Genomic DNA, 25,389 nt, shown 5'->3' with positions numbered 1-25,389 from the left:
CCCTCATTTAGTACCGTTCTAGCTAGTCGCTCGTTTCCAACCACGCTGCGGCATCTTGAACTAGTGCCGCTGGGGATTGTTCAATATTGAGCATGATCCCGTGCTCATCCCGTTCCAAGGGCTCTAACGTGGCAAGCTGTGATTGCAGGAGGCCCACCGGCATGAAATGCCCGGGGCGTGACCTCATTCGCTGAGTCAACAGTTCTTCGGAGCCATGCAAATGAATAAACACAGTTCCTGGAGCTTGTGCCCGGATCAGGTCCCGATATTTACGCTTCAGCGCCGAGCAAGCAATGATCATCGATTCGTTGCCTGCCGAGCCCAGCCGATTACCAATCTCGCGAAGCCACGGCTCCCGGTCTTGATCATCCAACGGTTCACCGGCGGCCATCTTGTCGATGTTCGCTTGCGGGTGCAGGGAATCACCGTCTAGAAAATCCGCACTAATTCGTGTGCCGAGAAGTTCCCCGACAGTGGATTTTCCGCACCCGGAGACGCCCATTACGATGATTCGGCTCAAAGTAACATCTGCCTTGGCAGTCCTCGCTTGCGCGTCCTTGTCCATGATTTGCTGGCTCACCAGTCGTGAACGGTGCCGTCGATAAGACGGTTGTAAGGCAGGTAAGCCTGCTGGTACGGGTAGGACAACGCAGCTTCTTCATTAAACTCAACACCCAAGCCTGGCTTGTTGCCCGGGTGCAGGTAGCCGTCTTTAAAGGTCATCGACTGTTCGAAGACGGTGTTGGTAGCGTCCGAATGCTGCATGTATTCCTGGATGCCGTAGTTGTGGATGGCAAGACCCACGTGCAGCTGAGCGGCGAAGCCTACTGGCGAGATGTCGGTAGGGCCATGGAAGCCGGACTTCACCTGGTACTGGGAGGCGTAATCCATAACCTTCTTCAGCGGCGAGATGCCACCGAAGTGGGTGGAAGCAGCACGCACGTAATCGATGAGCTGTTCCTTGATCAATGACTGGAAGTCATAGATCGTGTTGAAGACCTCGCCAATGGCGATCGGCGTGGTGGTGTGCTGGCGAACCAAGCGCAGCGCTTCCTGGTTTTCACCCGGGGTGCAGTCTTCCAGCCAGAATAGGTCGTATGGCTCCAGCGATTTGCCCAGCTTGGCCGCCTGGATAGGCGTCATGCGGTGGTGGCCGTCATGCAGCAATGGGATCTCGGGACCGAATTCGTTGCGCACCGCTTCAAATACAGTTGGCAGGTGGCGCAGGTAGGCGCGGGTATCCCAGTCTTCTTCCTGTGGGAATGCGCCACGACCGGCAGGCTCGTAGTCATAGCGTTCGCCCGAGGCCTGAGTCTGAGCGGCTACGCCGTACACTGCCTTGATGCCAGGCACTGCGGTCTGTACACGGATGGACTTGTAGCCCAGTTCCAGGTGTTCGCGGATCGAATCGAAAAGCTGTGGCATGTCGGTGCCCGAAGCGTGCCCGTAGGCACGCAGGCCGTTGCGTGAAGCTCCACCGAGCAGTTGGTAGACCGGCATGTTTGCGGCCTTACCCTTGATATCCCACAGGGCCATATCCACCGCGGCGATGGCCGCCATGGTGATTGGCCCACGACGCCAGTACGAGGAACGGTAGAGGAACTGCCAGGTGTCCTCGATTCGGTGTGCGTCCTTGCCGATCAGCAGCTGCGCTACGTGATCCTTCAGGTAGGACGCAACTGCAAGTTCGCGGCCGTTTACGGTTGCGTCGCCGATACCGACCAGACCTGACTCGGTGGTGACTTTCAGGGTCACAAAGTTTCGTGACGGGCTGGTCACGAAGACTTCTGCCTTGATGATTTTCATGGCAATCCTTTCGAAATACGTGAGCTTCGATGCGCACGTGAGAGGTGAAGAAAATTAGTTGGTAAATCCGTTACGCAGCTGGTGCACTCCGTCCACGGCCTGAGCCTCGGCGGCAAGCTGAGAATCAAGTACGTTGAGCAAAGCGATGGTCTGTTCCCGCGAATCAGAGGTATCTTCCAACACTGAGTTCAGTGCCGCAGACTGGGCATCCTGCACCGCGACCTTGGCTCTGGCCTGTGCGGTCAGCTGATCACACCACGCGGCGATGGGAAGCAAAGCTGCTGCACCATCTCGTCCAGCGGACTGCTCGGCCCGATAAACCGGAATTGCACGTGCCGCCAGTTTTAACGACCCGTCCATGCCAATTTGCGCGAGGTAATGAGCGATTCGTGGATTTGAGAATCGCTCGCGTAGTGCTTCACGGTAGGCCGGAACATCCAGAACAGGCTCATTCAAATGGTTTGCCGCAGCATCCCAGAATTGCATCACCCACCGGTTGATTTGCGGGTCTGCCAGAGCTTGGGCAACGGTCTGGTGTCCACGAAGCTGACCTGCATATGCCATCAGCGTGTGCGCTCCGTTGAGCAACCACAGTTTGCGCCGTTCAAAGGGTTCTAAATCCTCGACAAACAGTGCCCCCGCTTTTTCCCAGGCGGGACGTCCAGCCGGGAAATCTCCTTGCAGCACCCAGGAGCTGAATGGTTCGGTAACTACCGGCGACGCATCGTGGAAACCCGTTCCGTCTGCGACTGCTGCGCGGTCTGCCTCGGTAGTGCGCGGAGTAATGCGGTCAATTGAGGTATCTACGAAGGAAACATTCGACTCGATCCAGCTGGTCAGCGACGGGTCAATTTCTTTGGCAAATCCTAGAATTGACGCCTTGGCGATCGCGCCATTCCCCGGCAGGTTGTCACAGGAAACTATGGCTAGCGGCCATCCGTCTCCGGCCCGGCGCGATGCCAAGCCAACCAATACTCTGGCTCCAGCGGTTGCAAGGATCAAAGAGTCAAAGTCGTCGCTTGACCGGGCAAAGATTCCAGACTCATAGTGTTCGCGCAGTACCGTCAGATCTTCGCCCACCACAGGGTCGGAAAGATCCAGTGTCGGCTCGTTTGCTCCCGAGGCCATCTTGTATCCGGCTTCGGTGATGGTCAACGTCACGATGGCCGTATTCGGATTCGCCAGCAAGGTACTCAGCGTATTCAGGTCAGCCCCATCGTGGGCCTGGACAATTGAATCGACTACTTCAAAAGAGTCGCCATCCGCCCCTCGTTCGATCAGCGTATACAGACCATCCTGAGCCGCGAGTTCAGTAGCAGCAGTCGCGCTGCGGCCGGTAAACGCCGCAATCCCCCAGCCGTCGCCCGAATGTGCGGTGTACCAGGCCTGGTGCGCACGGTGGAAGGCGCCGAGACCGATATGAACCATCCGAACTTCTGCAGGCGAACCGCCCTGAGCTGAACGGTTAAGCATTTGTGGCTTGTTTTCTTGCGTGCTCATAGTTTGAACGCCCGTCGTGGTGCACCGTCGACAAGATCCACGATGATCTGGTGCGCGCGCTCCTCGGTGACGCGGTGTTCCGCGACGAGCCGTGCCAGGAAGGAGGCTTCGACACGACGTGACGCATCATGGCGTGCCGGGATTGAGCAAAACGCGCGGGTGTCATCGATGAAACCCGAAGAACGGGAGAAGCCCGCGGTTTCGGTGACCGCCGAGCGGAAGCGCATCATCGCGTCCGGGGCGTCGAGGAACCACCATGGCGCACCGATGAATACCGAAGGGTAGAAGCCAGCCAGCGGAGCGATCTCACGGGAGAACACCGTCTCATCGATGGTGAAGGGAATGAAATGGAATCCGGGGGCCGTTCCGAAATCCGCGAGCATCGGGGCCAGCCCACCGGCGTAGTCCACGGCGAACGGAATGTCGTGCCCGGTGTCCGGTCCAAAGGTTTCCAAGGTGTGCGGGTGGGTATTACGGTGTACCCCAGGGTGCATGGTCATGACCAGCCCATCGTCGACGGCCATCGCCGCCTGCTGATACATCATGTGTGCTTCGAAGGCCAGCGCCTCAGCATAGCTCGCGGTACCGGCAAGTCCTTTGGTGAAAAGCTCCGCCGCTTCGTCGCGAGTAAGCTTCAGAGTCGTGGGGGTCTGGGCTCCATGATCTGAAGATACCGCTCCATGCTCTACAAAGTAGGCACGGCGGTTGGCCATGGCGGCCAAATAGCCATCGTAGCCGGCTTGGCCATCACCGGCCGTTTGAATCAACTTGTCTGCGCGTTGGGCAAAGTCCGCACCCCAGAATTTGATGTAGGCATCAGGACGGAAAGTAGGTAGTACCCGTGGAGCAAAACTCGGGTCCGCGGCGAGCCGATCATGGGCTTCCAATGAGTCCAACGGATCATCCGTGGTAGCCAAAACCTCGATATTAAACTGTTCCATCAAGGCGCGCGGACGAAATGAAGGTTCCGCAATTTTTGCCTCGATAGCGCGGTAGGTCGACTCCGCGTGTTCATCGTCGATATGCAGATCGTCAAGCCCAAAAACTTCAGTAAATTCTTGACGCAGCCAGTAGCCCGAAGCTGTGCCCTCATAGAGGTGCCAATTCTTGGCAAAGATTTTCCAAGCTTCCAGCGGGCTCGCCCCCTGACTACCACCTACGCGCAGTTGTGCGAGGTCCACGCCGTGAGCGTGAAGCATGCGCGTAACGTAATGATCCGGGCTCAGCAACAACGCGGTGGGATCCGGGAATGATGCATCGTTGGCGATCATCGCAGCGTCAACGTGCCCGTGTGGCGAGATGATCGGCAGGTTCTCTACCTTGGCATGTAGGCTGCGGGCGATCTCGCGGACAGCCCGATCAGCGGGAAAAAGTCGGTCCGGATGGTTCGCAATGGAAGAAGGCATACCTCGATGTTCCGCAGTAAAGGTGGCAGATGGCAACAAGTTGCCATGTGTTGCATCACTACCGCGATTCGCGTTGCCCATAAGGGGCAGTGGAAGCCCGCAATACTAGCCGTGTCGGCAAGACGACCGCTTCACCTCGGGTGGATATCGCACCGTTGGATATTGCCAGCAGGTTACGAACGGCGGTGGCTCCCAAAGCGTGCAACGGCGCCGCCACGGTAGACAAACCTGGTTCAATCAAGGCCGCTCCTGAGGAGTTATCAAACCCCACTACAGAAAAATCCGTAGGGACCCGATATCCGGTGGCCTTCAGCTTGCGCATCAGCCCCAAGGCCAACTGGTCGTTATACGCCAAGATTGCGCTGGAACGTCCGGTTGCAATTTGTTCAGCCGTTCGTGCCCCGCCGTCCATGGTCGGAAATTCGGACTGGACTTTGCTGATACGCAGCGAGTACTCCACGGCGGCCCGTTTGGCCGCCTGCCAACGGCTCGAATCGGCCCAAGACGCTTCTGGCCCGGCAAGGTAGGAAATCTCTCGATGCCCCAGGGATGCAAGGTGTTTTACTACTTCGTGCACTCCGCGCGCATTGTCCGTGACGACACTGGCTACACCTTTGACACCGCGATTCATCACCACCGTAGGTTTCTGTTTGGCCATATCTCGAATCGCAGCGTCCGACATGCGTGAGCTGGAAAGCACAATTCCATCCACAATATCCATCGACCGTTCCAGTGCCTGGCGTTCGATAACCCCCGACTCCCTGGTGTGTGCCAGCAACATTGTGTACCCACTGGCCGCGGCTTCCTCTTCGGCACCACGGATCATTTCGAAGTATGCGGGGTTTGAGATATCGGCCACCACTAGAGCAATCGTTCCTCGGCGGTTTCGCCCCTGCGCCATGGGGCGCCGTACGCTCACCGCACGGTAACCAAGTTCTTGTGCAACCGCGCGGATTTTCTCCGCGGTGGCGTAGCTAACTCTCCCAGGACGCGCAAATGCACGCGATACCGTGGAGGTGGAAACTCCCGCAACGCGTGCCACATCGTAGATCGTAGGCTGGCGAGATTTGTCAGATTCAGGTTGCACCTCTTTATCTTGACGGGTGAGACCCGTCGATGGAAGTGGCGTGCAACTAATGGCAACAATTGGCACAGATCACACTATGGCGTTCATCATCGTAACAACCGTCGAAGTGGCCGGTGCTCCGCAACGTCTTGATCCTCCAACTTGGTCATGCGATACGTAGATGACCCGGCCGGAAAGTAGCATCCTGTGATTAAGCGTCGCATCTTGCGTGCCATAGCCGTGGCTTCCACCGCGCTATTAGCATTAAGCGCATGTAGCTCTGGAGTCTCTGGCACCGCCGAGGAGGGCAAGACCCTCGTCCTGTCCCTGAACCAGGCCGAATCCCACCCTTCATATATTGCTCTGACTTCCTTTGGCGAGCGCGTGAAGGAACGCACCGGTGGCCGCTGGGACATCAAGGTCTACCCCAATGAAACACTCGGTGCCCAGCAGGAAGTCATCCAGCTGGTCTCAGATGGATCCGTTGACATGGCTGTAGCCTCCGGAACCCAGTTAGAGAACTTAAACCCTGATTTCGCAACTCTTAACTTGCCTACGGTCTTCAAAAGCATTGACCATCAGATGAAAGTTGTGGGCGACGACAATATCGTCGGTGAACTTTTCTCCTCTCTCGAAGAGTCCAAAAACCTCACGGTCGTAGGTGGCCTCACTCAGGGAGACCGAAACATCTACACTGTGGCCGGGCCGGTCACAGAACCTGAAGATCTGCGTGGAATGAAAATCCGTGTGCAGGAATCAGATATCCACATCGCGATGATCAATGCCATGGGAGGCTCGGCCACCCCGATGTCCTACGGCGAGGTCTACACCGCGTTGCAGTCCGGGGTTCTGGACGGCGCGGAAAACAACGAAGTTTCCTACGTATCGCAAAAACACAACGAAGTTGCCAAACATGTAGCACTCACCCGCCACTTGGTGGGCTTGGACTACATGTTGATCAATTCGGATCTGATCAAATCCATGAATCCCGAAGATCGCAAGATCTTCGACGAAGAATGGCAGCAGACAGTCACCGAGCACGTCGAACTCTGGAACACGCAAAATGATGCTGCTATAGCGTCCGCAAAAAAGTCCGGCAGCAAGTTTAACGAAGTTGATACCGCCGCCTTCACCAAAGCGCTGAAGCCGGTAGTCGATAACGCGCTCACCACCGACGATGCTCACAAGCTGTACGACAACATTCAGGAGGCCGCCAAGTGAATGCGATAAAAAACGTCCTGGATGTAGCGCTTAAATGGTTGTGCATCGTGCTTTTCGCGGTCCTGGTCCTGGTAGTTTGCTGGCAGGTATTTAGCCGCCAAGTAATTCATGAGCCTGCGACGTGGACCACTTCGATGGCGCAGTACCTGTTTGTCTGGTTGGCCCTGTTCGGATCTGCTTATGTGTTCTCGGATCGTAGCCATATCGCCGTGGACTTCCTGGTCCGCGCCCTGAAAATCGATGGAACTCGCACTCTGGAAGTAGTAGTCAATGTCATTGTTCTGCTCTTTGCGGTCTTCGTGCTTATCTGGGGCGGGCTTCGAGGTGTGGATCTGACCTGGACGCAGAAAATTTCAGGACTTCCGCTAAATATTGGTGCCATGTATTTGGCGCTGCCAATTTCCGGGCTCGTGACCGCGTTCTACTCTGTCTACCACCTCGTTGAGGCGTTGGCAGGCCGTGGTCTGCCAACCGAAGACGACGATGAAATTCGAGAGGCGATCTAATCATGGATGCTGCATTAGTTGCTGGAATTATTCTGATCGTTGGCATCGCCGCGCTCCTGCTCTGCCGCGTGCCCATCGCGATTGCCGTAGGCTTCTCGGCTTTCGCCGCAGTCGCAGCCGTGATCGGCTTGGAGAAGGCCTCCTTCGTCGCCGCACAACGTATGTTCACCGGCATTAACTCATTTACCTTGCTCGCAATTCCGTTCTTCATCCTTGCCGGCGTATTAATGAACAACGGTGGCATCGCCGCCCGCCTCATCGACGCCGCAAAGGTCCTCGTAGGCCGCATGCCAGGCTCGCTGGCGCAAACGAACGTGGTCGCTAATGCGCTCTTCGGTTCCGTTTCTGGTGCCGCAGTTGCCTCGGCAGCTGCGGTTGGCGGAGTGATTGGCCCACGTCAGCGCGAGGAAGGTTACAACCGAAACTTCTCCGCTGCAGTAAATATCGCTTCGGCCCCCTCTGGCATGCTGATTCCGCCGTCAAACACGCTGATCGTATACTCCCTGGTTTCCAGCACCTCGATCGCTACACTCTTTGTGGCTGGCTACATCCCCGGCATTTTATGGGCGCTGGCCTGCATGCTTATTGTTTGGCTTTATGTTCGAAAGCGCACAGACCTCAAGCAGCACGAAAAGGTGACACTTCCGGCGGCACTGCTTACCTTGTGGCGCGCTGTTCCATCTATTCTGATGATCGTGATCGTCATTGGCGGTATTCTCGCCGGTGTTTTCACTCCCACCGAGTCAGCGGCAATCGCCGTGGTGTACTGCCTGATACTCAGTTTCCTTTACCGTGCGATCAAGATCTCTGATCTGCCGCGCATCTTGATCGATGCCACGCAGACTACCGCGATTGTGATGCTGCTGGTTGGGGTTTCGACCATCATGGCCTGGGTTATGGCATTCTCAGGCATTCCTGCTGCCATCTCGTCTGGCTTGCTGGGCTTGACCGATTCACCAACGATCATCCTGATTTTGATCATGGTCATTCTGCTCATCGTCGGTACCTTCATGGATCCAACACCTGCCATTTTGATCTTTGTTCCGATCTTCCTGCCGATTGTGACCGAATTTGGAGTGGATCCAATCCACTTCGGCATCATGGTGACCTTCAACCTCTGCTTGGGTACCATTACTCCGCCAGTGGGCAACGTGCTCTTTGTCGGCGCTCGTGTAGCCGGACTGCGAGCGGAGCCAGTCATCAAGGCGCTGGTTCCATTCTTCATCGCGCTGATCGCGATGTTGTTCGTAGTCACCTTCATTCCGCAGTTATCCATGTGGCTTCCGGAAATGCTGGGACTTCTGGGCCAGTAACACTGCCCCACCCATACCTGTGGTGGCGAACCCTTTGGGGGTTCGCCACCACAGGCGTTTAACCACGGGAAACCGAAGGTTTCTTAGGATTCTCTTGACCTGAATTCGACATGAATCAGCTTTTCATCAGCGCTTTTGAACTGTCTTCAGTGCAACTAATGGCAACCACTTCATTTGGTGAGGTGCGTCACGCAAGACTGGTCGTGGACGAGTTCTCAATGACGTTAACAAGGTTCCGAGGACAACCAAATCATCACCGAAAGTTCAAAATGACTTCAAAGATTTTGTCACGCTCCCAGCGTGGCCGCCTGGCTCTTGCAGTAGCAATACCACTGAGCATGTTCTTAGCATTACCAGCCGCGAGTGCCGCGCAGGCTCCGCACCAAGCACCCGCAGCGCACAACGCGCCAAGTGTTTCCAATGAGGGAAACCACGGCAAGCCACCGAAGCTTGAAGCACGTGTCAAGGACACCATCAAGCACAAGGGGCGCACCTTCAAAGATCTGAACGACAACGGCAAGCTCGATGTCTACGAAGACTGGCGCAAGCCTGCGGAAGACCGAGCCGCAGACCTGGTTTCACAGATGACCTTGGAAGAAAAATCCGGTCTGATGCTGATCGATACACTCAACGCAGCTTGCGATGCTGACACCCAGACCCGCGGAACCCTGGATCCAAATGCCACCGACTACATCAACAATCAGAAGATGCACCGCTTCGTCTTCCGCAATACGGTCACCAGCGAAGACAAAGCCACCTGCGGCAGCGCCAGTGGCGGCTTCCAGGCCAGCACCTCGCTGACCCCGCAGGAAGCCGCCGAATATATGAATACGGTCCAGGAGCTCGGCGAGGGAACTCGCCTCGGCATCCCGATGTTGTACAAGTCCAATGCGCGCAACCACATCGACCCGAATGCCCGTGCAGGCATTAACGAGTCAGCCGGAGCCTTCACCGCATTCCCGAAGGAGGCAGGATTGGCGGCCGCCGCGCTAGGTGAGGAAGCAGTGCGCACCGGAGAAACCCCGACCATCGGAGACATGTCGATCATTGATGACTTCACTGGTGTCATGGGTGACGAGTGGGCGTCCATTGGACTACGTGGAATGTACGGCTACATGGCAGATCTTTCCACCGAACCACGCTGGTACCGTGCCCATGAAACCTTCACCGAGGATGCAGACCTCAACTCAAATATCATGACCTCACTGGTCGAAGGGCTGCAGGGCCCCTTGGATAAGAACGGGGTTTCACTGAGCCCGAAGTCTGACGTCGCGCTGACCATGAAGCACTTCCCGGGTGGAGGGCCGCAGGAGCTGGGGTTGGATGCGCACTATTCCTTCGGCAAGACCCAGGTCTACCCGGGTGACGGTTTTGGTTATCACCTGAAGCCGTTTGAAGCGGCCATCAACGCTGGCGTTTCCTCGATCATGCCTTACTACGGTGCTCCCGTAGAGGTCACCTACAACGGTGTTGACTACGATTCCACGGGTATGGCCTTCTCCAACCAGATCGTCAACGATCTCTTGCGTGACGAGTTGGGCTTTGCTGGGTACGTCAATTCGGATACCGGTATCATCAACGACCGCGCTTGGGGCTTGGAGGACAAGAGTGTTCCGGAGCGCGTAGCCACCGCCATCAACGGCGGAACCGACACGCTGTCCGGATTCCATGACGTTAAAACCATCACCGATCTGGTGGATTCCGGGCTGCTCACCGAGGAAAGAATTGATCTTGCGGCAACCCGTCTGACCACCCCGATGTTCCAGATGGGCCTGTTCGAGAACCCATATGTGGACGTTGTAGCCGCCGGCGACATCGTGGGCAGCGACGCGAACCGGGAGGTAGGCCTAGACCTACAGCGCAAATCTGCCGTATTGCTTCAGAACAAGGAAACTGCGGACGGTGAGAAGGTCCTGCCCTTGAAGGAAAACTCGGATGTTTACATCCTGGGCGACTTCACCGAGGAAACCGTGGCTAGCTACGGCCATGACGTCACCAACGGCAATACCGAAGATCCATCCGAGCGCCCGAGCGCCAAGGACAGCGACTATGCGCTGATTTCGGTGACCGTGAACAACAAGAACACGAGCTCTTACAAGTCCAATGATCCGGAATCCGGAATGAACCCGGAGCACATCAGCCCGATTGTCATGGATGGTGTGGCCGGTCTGGATGGCAAGAGCCCGTTCGGCGCAGCCGATGCGTGCGTCACCCAGAATACGGAAACATGTACGGATGACGGGCTGCGCTTTGGCGGGTCGCTGCCATGGGAATCCAGCGTTCTGGACTTCACCGGCATGGCCGAATCCAAGTCTTGGGAAATCAGCCCGTCGCTAGACACCATCAAAAAGGTGATGAGCGAAGTTGATGACCCGAGCAAGGTTGTTATGCACGTGTACTTCCGCCAGCCGTTCGTGATGGATGAGGCCAGCGGATTCCTTGATGCGGGAGCTATCGTGGCCGGTTTCGGTATGTCCGATACCGCGCTGATGGATGTGCTCTCCGGCAAGGTTGCCCCACAGGGCCGCATGCCATTTGCCTTGGCGGGAACCGCTGAGGCCATCACCGAGCAATTCAGTGATCTACCTGGTTACGCAGAAACTACCGACGGGGAACTCTACCCATTTGGTTTCGGACTGACGTACGAGTAAAACTCAACTAGCGAGGCCACGTCCTACCCAATGCCGAGACGTTGGGCAGGAGGTGGCCTTCATATTTGGGCGGTCACAGCGGAAGTACTTTTATTTAACCGTGACCGGGGTATCCATCACTCGGCCCTCGGGGACCACGCGCAATGGCCCGATAATTCGGAATTCTGCTGCCAGCGGCAGGTCCTCACTGCTGGACCCCACGCGCACGCCGAATACTCCTGGTTCCACCACACGCTGCCCGGAAACTCCGGTGAAGGAAGTACGGTCCGCGTGTAGTTCAAATTCCACCCGCTTCGATTCCCCTGCAGCCAACCGGACCTTGGTGAAGCCTGCGAGCCAGAGGCGTGGGCGCACTACTTGTGACACCTTGTCATCAAGATAAAGCTGCACTACTTCAGCACCATCTCGATCACCAATGTTGCAGACCGTCGCGCTAATGAGTACCGCTGCATCCGAGGAAATCTCGGTGGTTGATAATTCCAGGTCTCTGAGCTCAAAGTTCGTGTATGAACTTCCATGCCCAAATGGGTAGAGCGGCCGCGGATCAAGGTTCGATACGCCGTCGTTATTCCAGCCGAGCTGTCCGGTGAGATATGTTCCAGGCTGGCCACCGAGGTGGTCCGGTATCTGCACCGGCAGTTTCCCCGACGGGTTAACCGCGCCGCTGAGTACCGATGCGAGAGCCGGTCCACCTTCAACACCCGGCATGAATGCCTGCACGATAGCCTTCACCCGAGACTCGAACTGCCCTAAGGAATAGGGGCGGCCAGTTATCAGCACCAGTACCGTCGGTGTTCCGGTGGCAAGTACCGCTTCGACTAGCTCGACTTGTTTGCCGGGGAGAGCTAAGTCCACCACGTCGCAACCTTCTCCGGAAGTTCCCCGGCCAAAGAGTCCGGCCAGATCTCCCACGGTCACTAGCGCAATATCTGCAGCACGGGCTGCTTCTACCGCGGCGTCGATGCCGCTAACATCTGGATGTGTAAAATCAACGCCACGCTCATAGGTGAAGCAACTTTCGCTGAGGCTCGGTTCGCGGCGGAGCGCTTCGAGGATAGATTGCATCGTAATTCCATGATCATCGTCTGCGGCATACCGTGAATGCACGTGATTCGTAAAGGAATAACAGCCTAGATGAGTTCGCGGTTGGCTGGCCGATGGTCCAATGACGGCTACCGATGCGTGATTTTTCAAGGGAAGAAGTCCCTCGTTTTTCAACAGCACGATGGACTCTTCGGCCATTTTCCGTGCGTGAGCCCGGTTCTCAGACGAGTCCAAATCTACGTCGGACCCAGCCCACTGTCCTTCGGGGGACCATTCGGAGTCCAAGAGCCCAAGCTGCGCTTTCTGCGTGAGTACTCGACGTACCGCTCCGTCAAGGATGCCTGGATCGAGTTTTCCTTCGGCAATTGCACGGCCCAAATTCCGGAAGGCATTGGTTTCGGGAAGTTCCACATCCATCCCGGCAGAAAGTGAAATAATTCCGGCATCATTCAAGGTTTCGGCAACCTGATGCATTCCCTGCAAGAAGCTGACCGACCAGTAATCGGAAACGACAGTACCTTCAAAACCCCACCGTTCGCGCAGGATCTGCGTCAATAAGCGATGACTCGCCGCCGGCGCTTCACCATCAAGGTCTGAGTAGGAATTCATCACCGAATGAACTTTTCCTTCTCGGATGGCTCGTTCGAAGGGTGGAAAGACAACGTCTTCTTGTTCACGCACTCCCATGGAAACCGGGGCGTGATTACGTCCGGCTTTAGATGCTGCGTATCCGGCAAAATGTTTCAACGTTGCGTGGACACCGCCGGACTGTAGCCCCCGCACATAGGCAGTTCCCAACTCGGCGACCAAGTGCGGGTCCTCACCCATGGTCTCCTCCACGCGGCCCCAGCGGTAATCCCTGACCACGTCTAAGACCGGAGACAGACCTAGGTGAACACCCATTTTTTTCATATCTTGGCCAATAAGTTGCGCCATCGTATTCACTAGAACTGGGTCAAAGCTTGCACCCCAAGCGATCGAGGCTGGGTAACAGGTTGCCGCCATGGTGGTGAACCCGGTCAGGCATTCTTCGTGTGCTAAAGCTGGAAGACCGAAGCGGTTGGCGGCGATCACCTCATGCTGCATTTGTGCCAGCTTGTCGCGTCCTTCTGCCGGGGTCACTGGAGATGATCCGAAGGCCCGAGTGATCTGTCCCAGACCATCCTGAATTTCTTCGGTGAAGCTCACCCCATCAACGAAGGTGTCTTCCATGGGCGCGACGTTTCCCTCGCCAGAGTCGTTGTCTTCTTGCGGGCGAATCCAATAGGAGCCGAGTTGGCTCACTTTTTCTTCGATGGTCATTTCGCCCATCAGCGCGCCGACGCGTTCTGCGATGGGCAGTGCAGCGTTACGCCACGTGCTTTCTGCGATGTTCATTTTAGTCCTTAGTACTGGGCATGAGCCCGAAAAGTGTTTCCGCGGGGCCTTAGCCTTTGACGGCTCCTTGCAGGCCGCTGACAATGCGCCGCTGCATGGCGAGGAAGAAAATCAGCGCCGGGATCATGGCCAAGGTGGTGAAGGCAAAGACTCCTGCGGTGTCTGCAGAGTGCTCGGTTGAGAAGTCTGCGACGCCCAACGGGAGGGTGCGCATCTCACCTTGGAGTAGCAACAGCGGCAGCAGGTAGGCATTCCATGAGCCCACGAAGGCGAGTACGCCGACGGTGACCATGCCTGGACCAGATAGCGGCAATAAGATGCGCCAGAAGAAACCGATGCGGCTGGTTCCATCCAGCTGGGCCGCTTCTTCTAGTTCCTGAGGCAACGCCATTAAGAAGGGGCGCAGGATGACTACCGTCATCGGCAGGGCGAAGGCCGCCTGCGGTAATGCGACGCCCCACCAGGTATTTCCTAGGTTCAAATCTCGGGAGATCAGGATAAAGAGCGGAACGATTGCCACCGTGGCGGGAAAGAGCAGGCCCAGCACAAAGACCATGAAGATCGGTTCGCGAAGCCTGAACTGGTACCGGGCCAATGGGTAGGCCGCCATGATCCCAAAAACCACCACAATCACCGTGGTGAGCACCGCGATCATCGTGGAATTCAGAGCATAACGCCAGAATTCTGGGTTGTTTAGTACCCCGGTGTAATTGCTCAGTACCCATGGTTCCGGCAGTGCCGCGGGCGCTTGGGCTAGCTGCGCATTAGTACGAAACCCACCAAGTACCCCGTAAAGCACCGGCCCCAGGGTAAGAGCTACCACTGCTAGGGAAAGTGCGTACACAAGTACGTTTCCACCATATTTATTCGGAGATTTTTTGGTCTTCACGGCGGGTTTTATCGAGGTTGTTGCAGTGCTCATCGACGCACCTTCTTTCGCTTACGCGAAGTATCGGGCTGAGTATCTCGTTTGAGGATGAACTGCTGATAAGAGACGGCGAGAATCAGCGCAACGATAAACAAGATCACCGATGCAGCCGAAGCGACGCCGAAGTTCTGTCGTTTGGTTCCCTCAGATACGAGGAATGTGGCCATCGTTGTCGTGGAGTTTGCGGGCCCGCCGCCGGTAAGAATCCAGACCATGTCAAAGAGCTGCAAGGAACCGACCATCGAGAGAAAACCCCAGGTGCGCAGGGTTGGCCCAAGCAATGGGATGGTGATCTTGCGCTGGATTTGCCACCAAGAGGCTCCGTCAATTTGCGCAGCCTCATAGAGTTCATCTGGCACTCCTTGCAGTCCAGCAAGGAACAGAATCACCGCGAGACCCAGGTATTTCCAGGTCAGCACGATTAGCACTGTCCACAGTGCCAGGTCTGGCGTTCCTAGCCAACCTTGCGCAGGGCCCTGAATGCCAAGTTTGGACAACACGGTATCGATCAACCCGTACTGCGGTTGCAAGAGCTGGAACCACACGACGCCGGCGATCACTTCGGACAATACGTAAGGAACGAAGATGATGGTGCGCAGCAACCCTTGAATCTTCATCTTGCGGTTGAGTAACAACGCGATCGCCAACCCCAGCGGAAGCTGGATGATGATCGATCCGGCAATGATGATCAGGTTATGCACTAAAGCGTCGGTGAAGACCTCGTTTTGCAGCACCCTGACATAGTTCTGCAGGCCGACGAAGTCTACAAGCGGTCCGAAACCTTTCCAGTTATAGACGGAGAACCGCACCGCTTGAATGATCGGCACCAACATAAACATCGCGATGAGCAACAACGCCGGAGTGACGAAGAACAGGATCTCCAGGTTTTTCCGCTTATCCGCCGGCGCGCGTAGTTTTCGTTTTGGCGATCGGCTCCCACGCTCGGCCGCTGTGTTCCGCGGCCGAGTTCCGGGAGCCGTGCCCTGCCTGGCCGGTACGGTGGCAGAAACGACTTTGACCCCTTCTGTCACCGAGAATCACTTCTCCATATTTGCGGCGTCTTGGCTCTTAGCGACGATGTCTGCTGGTGAGGACTGTCCGGCAAAGAGCAACGCGATTTCGTCATTCATCGCTCCACCAATGGAAGCGCCGAAGGCGGTGTCGAAGTACAGCTGAACGTAGGGGGATTCATCGCGGGCTTTGAGCAGCGAGGCGAGGGCCGGATCTGCCACGGAGTCATTGGCCGCCGGGTTAGTAGGCAGTCCCATATCCAGCTTCGCGAAACCTTGCTGCACGCCATCCGAGAGCAGGTACTTGACGAAGTCGACTGCTTCGTCCGGAGCATTCTGCGAAACACCCCATGCGTCGCCACCGCCAAGCTGTGCATCCTGTGCCCCGGCACCACCATCAATCGTTGGGAATGGGAACCATCCGGTGTCATCTCCCAGACCTTTACCGTCCTCGGTGAGTCCCTGCATAATGCCAGGTTCCCAGTGGCCCGCCAATTCCATGGCTACTCGTTCGGTAGCTAGCAGGCCTGAGGCAGAGGTTGGACCGGACTGTGCCGGGGTGGAAAGGAATCCGGGATTAAAAGGCTCGGCATCAATGACTTTTTTGACATCTTCACCGGCCGTGACGAAGCACTGATCATCAAATTCCAGGTTCTTGACCGACGCGTTGAGTACCTCTTGGGAGCATTCACGAAGTACCGAGTAATACCAGTAGTGGGCGGCCGGCCACTTATCTCCTGCACCGACCGATACCGGATCAATTCCCGCTGCCTTCAGCTTCTTGACCGCGTCCATCCATTCATCCATGGTCTGTGGTGGGTCAGAAATGCCCGCTTCTTTGAACAGTGCCTTGTTGTACCAGAATCCGGCCAGGCCCACCGAGTATGGCAGTGCGTAGGTTTTCCCGTCGACCTGCCAGCCGGCAATGTTTCCACCAATCATGGAAATCTCGTCCGTGGCCAGCTCGCTGAGGTCACGGGTCAGGCCTGCTTCAACATGGTCCGCCAGCTCACCGCCGCCGCGTTCCATGTAGACATCCGGAGCATCACCACTTTGGAATGCTGCATCGAGCTTGGTAAGCATGTCTTCGTGCTGCATCGCGCTGACCTCAACGGTTACTCCCTCATGAGCGGCTTCGAAGTCGTCGGCCACCTTCTCGTAGTAGGCCTTTCCTTCACCATTATTGGAGTTGTGCCACCAGGTGATGGTCTTGTCTTCGCCGGCAGCGGCGGCGCCGCTGGTCCCCGCTCCGCCCGAACATCCGCTGGCCAACAGTGCGGTGCTTGCGAGCAACGCAAGAATTCCTAATCCTCTTTTTCCAAGCTCCATAGTGGACTCCTCAAGTGTGTTGGGTGACCCGCTCCACGCGGTGTCGGACGGTCTGGCTCACCCAAGAATGTCACCGTGATGCAAGTCATGTCAATCGTTTTCGATAACGATTTCGAAAACGATGTCGAAATATAAGTTTTTATAACCTCAGACTGAGTTTCCTAGTGGGAATCACGGCTCAACGTGAGGTAGCGTAGGCCGAGTGATAACCCCATCGGCTGAAGTCTCCGGCACCCATGAACAACCGCCTGGCTCTGCCCTGTCTCAAAGTACAGCGAACCGCGTGACCATCAATGATGTGGCGCAGGCGGCCGGGGTGTCTGTCTCCACCGTGTCCAAAGTAGTCAACGCCCGATATGGCGTAGCACCGCGCACTATGGAGCGCGTCCTGCAGGTCATCGCCGAGCTGGGCTATGAAACTTCTCTTGTGGCCTCGTCCTTGCGCAGCAGCCGAACTAACATCATCGGGATCTTGGTCGCAGAATTTGAGCCCTTCGCATTGGAATTACTGAACGGAATTTCGGCAACACTTCGCGGCACCCAGTACGACCTCATGGCTTACGCTGGCAACCTCGCTCCGGGCGGCCGAGCCGGCTGGGAACACCGCTCACTGTCCCGGCTCGGCGGGACCCTCATCGACGGCGTCATTATCGTCACCCCCACCGTAGAGATCCCGCATAGCTCGGTTCCGGTTATTGCCATTGACCCGCACGCCGGCACGAGCGGTCCGGCGGCCATCGATGTAGATAATTTCGGCGGAGCCAAAACTGCAACCGAACATCTGATCTCCCTGGGACACCGACGCATTGGTCATATCAGAGGACGTTCAGACCTTAAATCTGCACACTTACGTGAGTCCGGCTACCGCCAAGCACTCCAGGATGCGGGAATATCCTACGACCCACAACTGGTCCATGATGGCGACTACCAACGGGACTTGGCGGCAATAGCCACCACCGATTTATTGAAGCTTCCGCAACCTCCCACCGCAATCTTTGCCGCCAATGACCTCTCGGCACTTTCGGCTATTGAAACGGCCAAAAGTTCGGGACTAAATGTTCCCAAGGATTTGTCGGTCATCGGTTTTGACGATATTCCCGAGGCAGCCCAATCAAAGCCCACACTGAGCACGGTACGACAGCCTATGCATGAGATGGGAGCTGCCGCGGTGACCTTGCTGTTGAGCATGTTGGCTGGCGAAGAAGTCACGCAACCCGCGCAGATGCCCGCATCCCTGGTCCCACGTGAGTCGACGGCGAGTGCGCCGCAACTCTAGACTCGATATTAAACGTCTGGCCTCGCCCAAAGCTGGTGAGCTTCGGACGAGGCCGGATGATTAGTAGGCTTTAGAGCCCCAGCTCGGTCTTCCCATAGGCGAACAGGTAAGGCACGCCAGCTTCGGCTTCGATACGCTCTTTCGCTCCGGTGTCACGGTCAACGATTACCGCGACGGCCACGACGTTTCCGCCGGCCTTGCGTACACCCTCAACGGCGGTTAACGCGGATCCGCCGGTGGTTGACGTATCTTCCAGCACGATCACGTCCTGGCCATCAACGCTGGGGCCTTCAACCTGACGGCCCATGCCGTAGGACTTCTGTGCCTTGCGCACCACGAACGCGTCGAGTTTACGTCCCTGATTGCGGGCGGTATGCATGATTGCGGTTCCTACCGGATCCGCTCCCATGGTCAAGCCACCGACGTTGGTGAATTCAAGCTTTGCCTCGTCGAGCAGGTCTAACATAACCTCACCAATCAGCCCGGAAGCCTCCTGTTGCAAGGAGACCCGACGCAGATCGATGTAGTAGTCCGCTTCCTTCCCGGAAGACAGAGTCACCTTGCCACGTACGATGGCAAGTTCTTGGATCAGTTCTTTTAGTCGCTCACGGGCGCCGGTTTCGCTCATGGACATAATTCTAGTCGCCTGCGCATGCCGGGCGTCGCAATCGACATCCCATGTGACGCTTCCTCCAGCACGTTACCCCCAGTCGTCCCCGCGTGATGAGCCACCGCGGCATGGCTGACTCATCTAGGCACTTTTTCTAGCGCCGGACTTAGACACAGGCTGATTTCGGCGAACCGTAATTGAGTTGGTGTAACTGAGTAAAAATAGACCCTAGCCCCAGCGGGAACTCCCGGATAAGGTGGGATCATGAACGCGACTCGCCCCTTGGGTTTCTGGTTGAAATTGGTAGATTCGCTGATTGACGAGCAGTTTGCAGCGACCTTAGAAGAACACGGCGTTACCCGCCGGCAGTGGCAGGTGTTAAACCTGTTGGAGCAAAACCCGGCGTCCGAAGCCAAACTTATTTCCGGCCTTTCTCCATTTTTTGCCTCGCCGGATGAACCTCAAAACGTCACCGAGCATTTGGCAGAATTGGTTGAATCCGGCTGGATTTCACACCTAGACGGTGAATACACAATTACCGAACGCGGTCATGTTTCACTGGTGAAGCTCAGCGAACTGGTGGACCGGATCCGCTCACAGTTCGGCGAAGGACTAACCGAAGAGGAATATGCCACGACCGTGAGCTCGCTGGAGCAGATGGCGCGGAACTTTGGCTGGAGTGACGCCGAAACCGATTAATGGCGAATCATCAAATGTTGAATACAGATTAACTTTCTGTTCCGACTCCGGTTAAAAGCCCAAGCTCCTTGTTCTCTTGCCTAGGATGGTAGGCATGCGTGAACTGCAAGCAGAGATCATTGAAGAACTAGGCGTTATGCCTGAAATCATTCCTACACAGGAGATCACCCGCCGCGTGGGATTCCTGAAGGACTATCTAGCCGCGACGGGAGCCAGAGGCTTCGTACTGGGTATTTCTGGAGGAATCGATTCCACCCTGGCTGGCCGCTTGGCGCAATTAGCTGTCCAGGAAATTCGTGCGGCCGGTGGAGAAGCACGCTTTATTGCGGTTCGGTTGCCTCATGGCGTGCAAAGCGATGCCGACGACGCGATGAAAGCTATGGCTTTTATCGCCGCCGATGAAGAATTTGAGGTCAACATCGAAAAGCCGGTCAGTGCATTGGATGCGGCATTAGACGATGCCGGACACCCTCGGCTGACCGATTTCAACCGGGGTAACGCCAAGGCCCGGATGCGCATGATTGTCCAGTATGCCTTAGCCGGCGACCGCCGCTTCCTGGTGCTCGGAACCGACCATGCCGCCGAGTCCGTGACCGGATTTTTCACTAAATTTGGTGATGGTGGAGCAGACTTGCTGCCGCTAGCCGGGTTAAACAAACGCCAGAATCAGGCATTGTTGCGTCAGTTGGATGCTCCCGAATTACTCTGGGCTAAGGAGCCAACCGCTGACCTATTAGAAGGGCAGCCGCTACGTAGTGATGAAGACGAGCTCGGCCTGACATACGCCAAAATTGACGACTACCTTGAAGGCCGGGAGGTAGATTCCGCGGCGGCAGAAGCGATAGAGTCCCGATTCTTGGGTTCGCGCCACAAACGCGCCGTTCCGGCTACCAACCGCGATACCTGGTGGCAGTCGTAGCCGGTTACAGTCCGCTGGTGATAACTCGCAACGCTTGAATATGCTCGGTGAGGCTGGAGCGTCCGTGCGCAGAAAGTTTAACCCAGGTGCGCGGGCGTTTACCGACAAAACCTTTGCGGACTTTGAGGTAACTTTTTTCTTCAAGGCCCGTGATATGTCGGGAAAGGACCGAGTCGGAGACTCCGAGAGTCTCACGCAGAGTCTTAAAATCAATTTCATCTACTCCCTGCAGTGCAGCCATTAAGGACAAGCGCACGGGGTTAGTGAAGTCATCGTTCATCTGGGTGCGTGGGTGCTCACTCATCGTTTCATCATCCAAACACCGCCGAGAAGCAACGGTAGCGCAACCGCAAGGCCGAGCAATACGACGAGAAATGCCGCCATCGGCGTGGTGATCAGGGTAAGTGTCACTGCGTAAATACCGAAGCTGGCAAATAGGCTCAGCAAATATGCCTTACTCATTCCGCGAGGAAGCACACTGCGGACCTTGAGATAGCCAAGGCTCAAAGCGAAGATTGCCAGTATGGCGGCTCCGACAAGGACAAAGAATGCGGTCAGGCTACGTTCGGGGTGATACACATGAAGCAACCCGTGCAGCGTGCCGAGCACTAGCCCAAGGGACACGCAGAGCATTCCTAATTGCTTGGCACCTCGTTTGGCCACCGGGGTCATCTCACGTTGCGCATTTTCGAAAGCGGCTAGTTGTTCCGCCGCGCTGAGTTCTGGTTCGCGGTTCATGCCAGAGCCTTACGGTTTTTCTTCTGCTGCTGAACGTAGGTGCTGATTGAAGCGCCAATGGCTGCGAACCCTGAAGTCCCCGCAATAACCAATGCTGGAGCGTCCGTGGCCATTCCGGACACTGCCATGAACAGGCATCCGAGGGTCATGACGGACCATAGGGCGATGAACCAAAATTTCTTTGAAACAAACATTGTCTTCTCCGTTGCTGGTGGGGCTTGTACATCAAGACTAACAAGTACTTTCCATATTGGAAAGTACTTTCATGAAAATCTTTTGAAACCCCACCAGCTAGCCAACCCAACACCACATTTGTGAGTTAGACGAAGGCGCTCATCCCGGTCAATGCTCGCCCGACAATCAATGAATTGATCTCATAAGTTCCCTCGTAGGTATGGATGATTTCAACATCGCAGAAGACTTTAGCCATCTCGTAGTCGGTCACAACGCCATTGCCGCCCAGCAATGCCCGGCCCAGAGAAGCCGAGCGTCGAGCCAGCCGCGTAGCAGTCGACTTCGCCAACGCGGCATCAACCATTTCCAGTTCACCGCGTTCTTGCTTGCGCGCAACATCCACCATCATCGACAGGCAAGCCGTAGCGTTGCCCGCTATCTCAGCCAAAGGTTCTTGCACCAGTTGAAAAGCAGCAATGGGTTGGCCGAATTGCTGACGTTCCTTCGCATAGGCACGACAAATATCTAAAGTTGCTAACATCGATCCGACCGCTTGCCACCCGACCCATGCACGGGATTGCATCAGCAAGGCGTTGGCCGAAGCGAAGTCGACCGCACCAGGAAGCTTGTTTTCTAAGGGAATCCGTACGTTATCCATGACAATGTCGGCATTCTGCATAATGCGCAGGCCAATCTTGTTCTCAATTTTTGTAGCGCTGTAACCAGGACGGTCGCTCTCTACGAGAAATGCCCCAACCGCACCGCTGTCAGGGCATTTTGCCCAGATTAACGCGAAATCGGCAAGAGTTCCCATGCCTATCCAACGCTTGGCGCCGCTGAGCACATATTCCTCACCTTCACGGGTCACCGTGGTGTGTATGCCACCGGCGATATCCGAGCCATGGTCAGGCTCGGTCAAGGCGAATGCGCCAAAAGCTTGAAAGTTGGTAAGTTTCGGGAGCCAGAATTCACGCTGTTCGGCAGATCCGAGAGAGTCAATCATGCCCACCACCAGCTCGTTGTGAATACCAACAATCGATGACAGTGAAACGTCTGCACGCGCGATTTCCGTATGAAGCAGCCCGCGCAAAAGATGCGAGGAGCCGTCTAGCTGCAGCCCGGCTAGCCCTTGACCTGCTAACCCCTGGATAAGTTCTGCAGGAAATTCCTCGCGATTCCAGAATTCAATCGACTGCCGGCGAATATTTTCCTGTAGGAATTCACGCACTTGATTTAGTCGTTTTTGATCGGCCTCGCGCAGTTGGTGTGCCACACCCAATAGGTCCATCAGTTTTCTCCTTCCAAACCCTTGGAAGTCCAAGTATATTGTTGGACTAAGACTTCTTCAGGGGGTAAATGTTGAATTCTCCGTTGCCACGCGACCCGATTGCCGAGGCTCGAGAACAGTGGGTTTCCCATGGCTGGGCTTCCGAAGCCGATGCCATGGCGGCGATCACCGCGGTAATGCGCACCGCGTCGATCTATTTGCAGCGAGCCGATGCGGTCCTCAAACCGCACGGGCTCACCTTTGCGCGCTTTGAGGTGCTTGCCTTACTTGGGTTTTCCAAGCGCGGTTCGCTTCCCATGAGTCGCGCCAGCGAACTACTTCAGGTTCATGCAACTAGCCTGACCAATTCCGTAGATCGTCTTGAAGCCACCGGCTTAGTGCAACGCATTGCGCATCCCACCGATGGGCGAACCAGGCTTTTAGAGCTAAATCCTCAAGGTTTAGAAGTGCTCAACGCAGCCCGGGTGGACCTTAACAAGATGCTCTTCGCCCAAAGCAACTTGGCCCCAAAAGACGCGTCGGAACTTTTCGAAATTCTCTCCCGCTTCCGTCGCGCCTCCGGGGATTTTTTATAATGACCCGTCGCGGATCGCATTGATAACACCCGAGAAGTCCGTGCCGGCATGGCCCTCGTCACTGAATTTCCGATAGAGGGCCGCTGCGAGACTTCCGAGCTTGGCATCGGTCTGCGTATTGTCTAAAGCACTGGATGCCAGCCCAAGATCTTTGGCCATCAAGGCTGCGGCAAACCCAGGCTGATAGTCACGATTAGCCGGCGACGTGGGGACGGGCCCCGGTACCGGACAGTTGGTAGTTACTGCCCAGCATTGCCCCGAGGCCGAGGAGATCACGTCATACAATGCTTGATGCTCCAACCCCAAGCGCTCACCCAGGACGAAGGCCTCCGCAGCGCCGATCATTGAAATTCCTAAGAGCATGTTGTTGCAGACCTTGGCAGCTTGACCTGCTCCGTGCCCGCCGCAGTGCACGATTTTTTTACCCATTACTTCAAGCACCGGGCTGATCTGCGCCAAGTCTGACTGATCTGCACCAAGCATGAAAGTCAGGCTTCCCGCTTCGGCTCCGACAACTCCCCCGGACACCGGTGCATCTGCACTGCGGTGGCCGGCGTCCACGGCAAGCTGCGCCGCTTCCCGAGCTTGGGCTACGTCAATGGTGGAGCATTCCAAGAACAGCGTATTATCCTTGGCCGCATCCAGCAGGTACCCCCGGTAAGCATCTAACACATGCTGACCGGTAGGGAACATGGTGAGCACTATATCGACGTCCTGGGCGGCATCGGCGCCAGCCGGCACGGTTTCTATGCCAGCAGCCTGTGCGGCCTCAAGCGCGGCCGGAACAACATCAAAAGCCTTTAATCGATAGCCTGCGCGATGTAAATTAATTGCCATAGGCAGACCCATATGGCCTAGACCTAGAAATCCAATGACTGGCTTCTCGTTCATTTTCCGCTCTTCTCTCGTATCCCCTGCTCCAACAGTGCAAAATTCAGTTCTGCTCCCGGTAATGGAGCAAAGTGGCGAGCCGTGCGCTGAGCCGAAGTCAGATCTCCCACCTGCTCGCGCCACCGTGGGTTGCGGTCCTTGTCAATGACCGCCGCCCGGATTCCTTCGGCGAAGTCAGGATCATCTAGGCGGTTGACGGCTGCCCTGAATTCTCGGCGCAGGTCTTCACGTAGGTCATCTCCAGCATTGGATAACAGCTGATTAACGAGCCGAACCGAGCTCGGGCAGGCCGCACGAAGCGCCTTGGCCGCAATGCGGCTCTGCGTCTGATCGCTGGCATTTAGCGCCGCGAGAATTCCGGGGACGCTCGGCTCAGCGAAGGCTTTTACCCATTGACCATCGAGCATGCCTGGTTCTGGCTCGGACTTATATCGAGCAATAACGTCCTCGACGTCAGTGGCCTCCAACTCCGTCAAGAGCTGGGCCAAATTTTCTTGGAGTACGTAGGTGTCGGCCAGACCTAGAGCTATCGTATCCGCGGCCTGAAATTTCAATCCCGTCAGCGCTGCAAGACGCCCTGCAGACATGTCCCCCTGAGCAAGCAGATGAGTACCTCCGACATCGGGGAAAAATCCGATTCCCACCTCAGGCATACCGCAACGACTTGTTTCGGTCACAATGCGGTGGCTACCGTGGGCCGATACTCCAATGCCTCCACCGAGAACAATCCCGTCCATGAGTGCCACAAAGGGCTTGGGATACTCATCTATGAGCACGTTGAGCTGATATTCAATACGCCAGAACTCTTCGGTGGATCCGTCGCGGTTCAAAATATCGCGGTAAATAGCCACGATGTCTCCCCCGGCACACAAGCCTCGTTCTCCTGCCCCGGTGATCGCCACATGGCGCACCTGCGGATCTTCACGCCATGCAAGCAACGCATGAAGCATCTCCCGGCACATCCGGGTGGTCAGTGCGTTAAGCGCGGCTGGCCGGTTCAGAGTGATGAGTCCCAAATGTCCCCGGCGTACGGTCAGAATGTCGGTCAAAATACCCACCCCT

24 protein-coding genes are annotated in these 25,389 nt (G+C 56.3%); 8 read left to right on the top strand and 16 right to left on the bottom strand.

Annotated elements, in window-relative coordinates:
- Positions 1–22 precede the first annotated feature (22 nt).
- The 5 genes from VJ369_RS04325 to VJ369_RS04305 are packed head-to-tail and all read right to left on the bottom strand — an operon-like array spanning position 23 to position 5,754.
- Complete coding sequence (locus VJ369_RS04325) at positions 23–580, bottom strand: gluconokinase (RefSeq protein ID WP_324090890.1); 558 nt, start codon at positions 578–580, stop codon at positions 23–25.
- On the bottom strand, positions 577–1,806 hold the full coding sequence (gene manD, locus VJ369_RS04320; protein ID WP_324090889.1) for a D-mannonate dehydratase ManD: 1,230 nt from the start codon (positions 1,804–1,806) through the stop codon (positions 577–579). Before manD ends, VJ369_RS04325 begins: the two co-directional genes overlap by 4 nt.
- A gap of 54 nt (positions 1,807–1,860) precedes the next feature.
- Positions 1,861–3,306 carry a mannitol dehydrogenase family protein gene (locus tag VJ369_RS04315; protein WP_324090888.1) on the bottom strand — a complete coding sequence of 482 codons (1,446 nt, stop codon included), beginning with the start codon at positions 3,304–3,306 and terminating at the stop codon, positions 1,861–1,863.
- Positions 3,303–4,712 carry a glucuronate isomerase gene (gene uxaC, locus VJ369_RS04310; protein WP_324090887.1) on the bottom strand — a complete coding sequence of 470 codons (1,410 nt, stop codon included), beginning with the start codon at positions 4,710–4,712 and terminating at the stop codon, positions 3,303–3,305. Before uxaC ends, VJ369_RS04315 begins: the two co-directional genes overlap by 4 nt.
- A 58-nt stretch (positions 4,713–4,770) precedes the next feature.
- A complete protein-coding gene (locus tag VJ369_RS04305) occupies positions 4,771–5,754 on the bottom strand; it encodes a LacI family DNA-binding transcriptional regulator (protein ID WP_324090886.1) in 984 nt (327 codons plus the stop codon).
- Between the two features lie 231 nt (positions 5,755–5,985).
- Here VJ369_RS04305 and VJ369_RS04300 point away from each other — a divergent pair, with 231 nt between their 5' ends.
- The 4 genes from VJ369_RS04300 (at position 5,986) to VJ369_RS04285 (ending at position 11,469) form a co-directional block, all read left to right on the top strand.
- Positions 5,986–6,999 carry a TRAP transporter substrate-binding protein gene (locus tag VJ369_RS04300; protein WP_324090885.1) on the top strand — a complete coding sequence of 338 codons (1,014 nt, stop codon included), beginning with the start codon at positions 5,986–5,988 and terminating at the stop codon, positions 6,997–6,999.
- Entirely contained in the window at positions 6,996–7,505 is a 510-nt protein-coding gene (locus tag VJ369_RS04295; RefSeq protein WP_324090884.1) for a TRAP transporter small permease, read from the top strand. Before VJ369_RS04300 ends, VJ369_RS04295 begins: the two co-directional genes overlap by 4 nt.
- 2 nt (positions 7,506–7,507) lie before the next feature.
- Complete coding sequence (locus VJ369_RS04290) at positions 7,508–8,818, top strand: TRAP transporter large permease (protein WP_324090883.1); 1,311 nt, start codon at positions 7,508–7,510, stop codon at positions 8,816–8,818.
- Between the two features lie 269 nt (positions 8,819–9,087).
- Complete coding sequence (locus tag VJ369_RS04285; RefSeq protein ID WP_324090882.1) at positions 9,088–11,469, top strand: glycoside hydrolase family 3 protein; 2,382 nt, start codon at positions 9,088–9,090, stop codon at positions 11,467–11,469.
- Between the two features lie 90 nt (positions 11,470–11,559).
- Here the strand turns inward: VJ369_RS04285 and VJ369_RS04280 are convergent, their stop codons facing one another.
- From VJ369_RS04280 to VJ369_RS04265, 4 genes are read right to left on the bottom strand one after another with little or no spacing between them, the layout of a single operon-like run.
- A complete protein-coding gene (locus tag VJ369_RS04280) occupies positions 11,560–13,890 on the bottom strand; it encodes a glycoside hydrolase family 3 N-terminal domain-containing protein (protein ID WP_324090881.1) in 2,331 nt (776 codons plus the stop codon).
- 49 nt (positions 13,891–13,939) lie between these two features.
- Entirely contained in the window at positions 13,940–14,812 is an 873-nt protein-coding gene (locus VJ369_RS04275) for a carbohydrate ABC transporter permease (protein ID WP_324090880.1), read from the bottom strand.
- Positions 14,809–15,849: a sugar ABC transporter permease gene (locus VJ369_RS04270; RefSeq protein WP_324090879.1), complete on the bottom strand. Its 1,041-nt coding sequence runs from the start codon at positions 15,847–15,849 to the stop codon at positions 14,809–14,811. Before VJ369_RS04270 ends, VJ369_RS04275 begins: the two co-directional genes overlap by 4 nt.
- A gap of 6 nt (positions 15,850–15,855) precedes the next feature.
- On the bottom strand, positions 15,856–17,157 hold the full coding sequence (locus VJ369_RS04265) for an extracellular solute-binding protein (RefSeq protein WP_324090878.1): 1,302 nt from the start codon (positions 17,155–17,157) through the stop codon (positions 15,856–15,858).
- 202 nt (positions 17,158–17,359) lie between these two features.
- Between VJ369_RS04265 and VJ369_RS04260 the strand changes: the two genes are divergently transcribed.
- The gene (locus tag VJ369_RS04260; RefSeq protein ID WP_414652615.1) at positions 17,360–18,433 is read left to right on the top strand and encodes a LacI family DNA-binding transcriptional regulator; all 1,074 of its coding nucleotides are present in this window, start codon (positions 17,360–17,362) and stop codon (positions 18,431–18,433) included.
- A 70-nt stretch (positions 18,434–18,503) separates the two neighbouring features.
- Here VJ369_RS04260 and pyrE read toward each other — a convergent pair whose 3' ends face one another.
- A complete protein-coding gene (pyrE, locus tag VJ369_RS04255; protein WP_324090877.1) occupies positions 18,504–19,061 on the bottom strand; it encodes an orotate phosphoribosyltransferase in 558 nt (185 codons plus the stop codon).
- Positions 19,062–19,307: 246 nt separating this feature from the next.
- Here pyrE and VJ369_RS04250 point away from each other — a divergent pair, with 246 nt between their 5' ends.
- Together VJ369_RS04250 and nadE are read left to right on the top strand one after the other, a co-directional pair.
- On the top strand, positions 19,308–19,742 hold the full coding sequence (locus VJ369_RS04250) for a MarR family winged helix-turn-helix transcriptional regulator (RefSeq protein WP_096256467.1): 435 nt from the start codon (positions 19,308–19,310) through the stop codon (positions 19,740–19,742).
- Between the two features lie 94 nt (positions 19,743–19,836).
- Complete coding sequence (gene nadE, locus VJ369_RS04245; protein WP_324090876.1) at positions 19,837–20,661, top strand: ammonia-dependent NAD(+) synthetase; 825 nt, start codon at positions 19,837–19,839, stop codon at positions 20,659–20,661.
- Between the two features lie 4 nt (positions 20,662–20,665).
- On the opposite strand, the gene VJ369_RS04240 is transcribed toward nadE, so the two are convergent.
- From VJ369_RS04240 to VJ369_RS04225, 4 genes are all read right to left on the bottom strand, one after another.
- Entirely contained in the window at positions 20,666–20,965 is a 300-nt protein-coding gene (locus VJ369_RS04240; RefSeq protein WP_324090875.1) for a transcriptional regulator, read from the bottom strand.
- Positions 20,962–21,399 carry a hypothetical protein gene (locus VJ369_RS04235; RefSeq protein ID WP_324090874.1) on the bottom strand — a complete coding sequence of 146 codons (438 nt, stop codon included), beginning with the start codon at positions 21,397–21,399 and terminating at the stop codon, positions 20,962–20,964. Before VJ369_RS04235 ends, VJ369_RS04240 begins: the two co-directional genes overlap by 4 nt.
- Positions 21,396–21,593 (bottom strand): hypothetical protein, encoded by a 198-nt coding sequence (locus tag VJ369_RS04230; RefSeq protein ID WP_324090873.1) that lies wholly within the window; start codon positions 21,591–21,593, stop codon positions 21,396–21,398. The genes VJ369_RS04235 and VJ369_RS04230 overlap by 4 nt, the downstream gene beginning before the upstream one ends.
- Positions 21,594–21,718: 125 nt before the next feature.
- Positions 21,719–22,861, bottom strand: a complete 1,143-nt coding sequence (locus VJ369_RS04225; protein ID WP_324090872.1) for an acyl-CoA dehydrogenase family protein — start codon at positions 22,859–22,861, stop codon at positions 21,719–21,721.
- A gap of 71 nt (positions 22,862–22,932) precedes the next feature.
- Between VJ369_RS04225 and VJ369_RS04220 the strand changes: the two genes are divergently transcribed.
- On the top strand, positions 22,933–23,436 hold the full coding sequence (locus VJ369_RS04220) for a MarR family winged helix-turn-helix transcriptional regulator (RefSeq protein WP_324090983.1): 504 nt from the start codon (positions 22,933–22,935) through the stop codon (positions 23,434–23,436).
- Here the strand turns inward: VJ369_RS04220 and mmsB are convergent.
- Together mmsB and VJ369_RS04210 are read right to left on the bottom strand one after the other, a co-directional pair.
- Positions 23,431–24,327: a 3-hydroxyisobutyrate dehydrogenase gene (gene mmsB / locus VJ369_RS04215; RefSeq protein WP_324090871.1), complete on the bottom strand. Its 897-nt coding sequence runs from the start codon at positions 24,325–24,327 to the stop codon at positions 23,431–23,433. The two genes, VJ369_RS04220 and mmsB, sit on opposite strands and share 6 nt — an antisense overlap.
- Positions 24,324–25,376: a 3-hydroxyisobutyryl-CoA hydrolase gene (locus tag VJ369_RS04210; RefSeq protein WP_324090870.1), complete on the bottom strand. Its 1,053-nt coding sequence runs from the start codon at positions 25,374–25,376 to the stop codon at positions 24,324–24,326. The genes mmsB and VJ369_RS04210 overlap by 4 nt, the downstream gene beginning before the upstream one ends.
- Positions 25,377–25,389: the final 13 nt, after the last annotated feature.

Origin of the sequence: Glutamicibacter sp. (assembly GCF_035257265.1) — a bacterium.
In the GTDB taxonomy this organism is placed as follows: Bacteria; Actinomycetota; Actinomycetes; order Actinomycetales; family Micrococcaceae; genus Glutamicibacter.
This window is presented reverse-complemented; position numbering and strand designations above follow the sequence as displayed.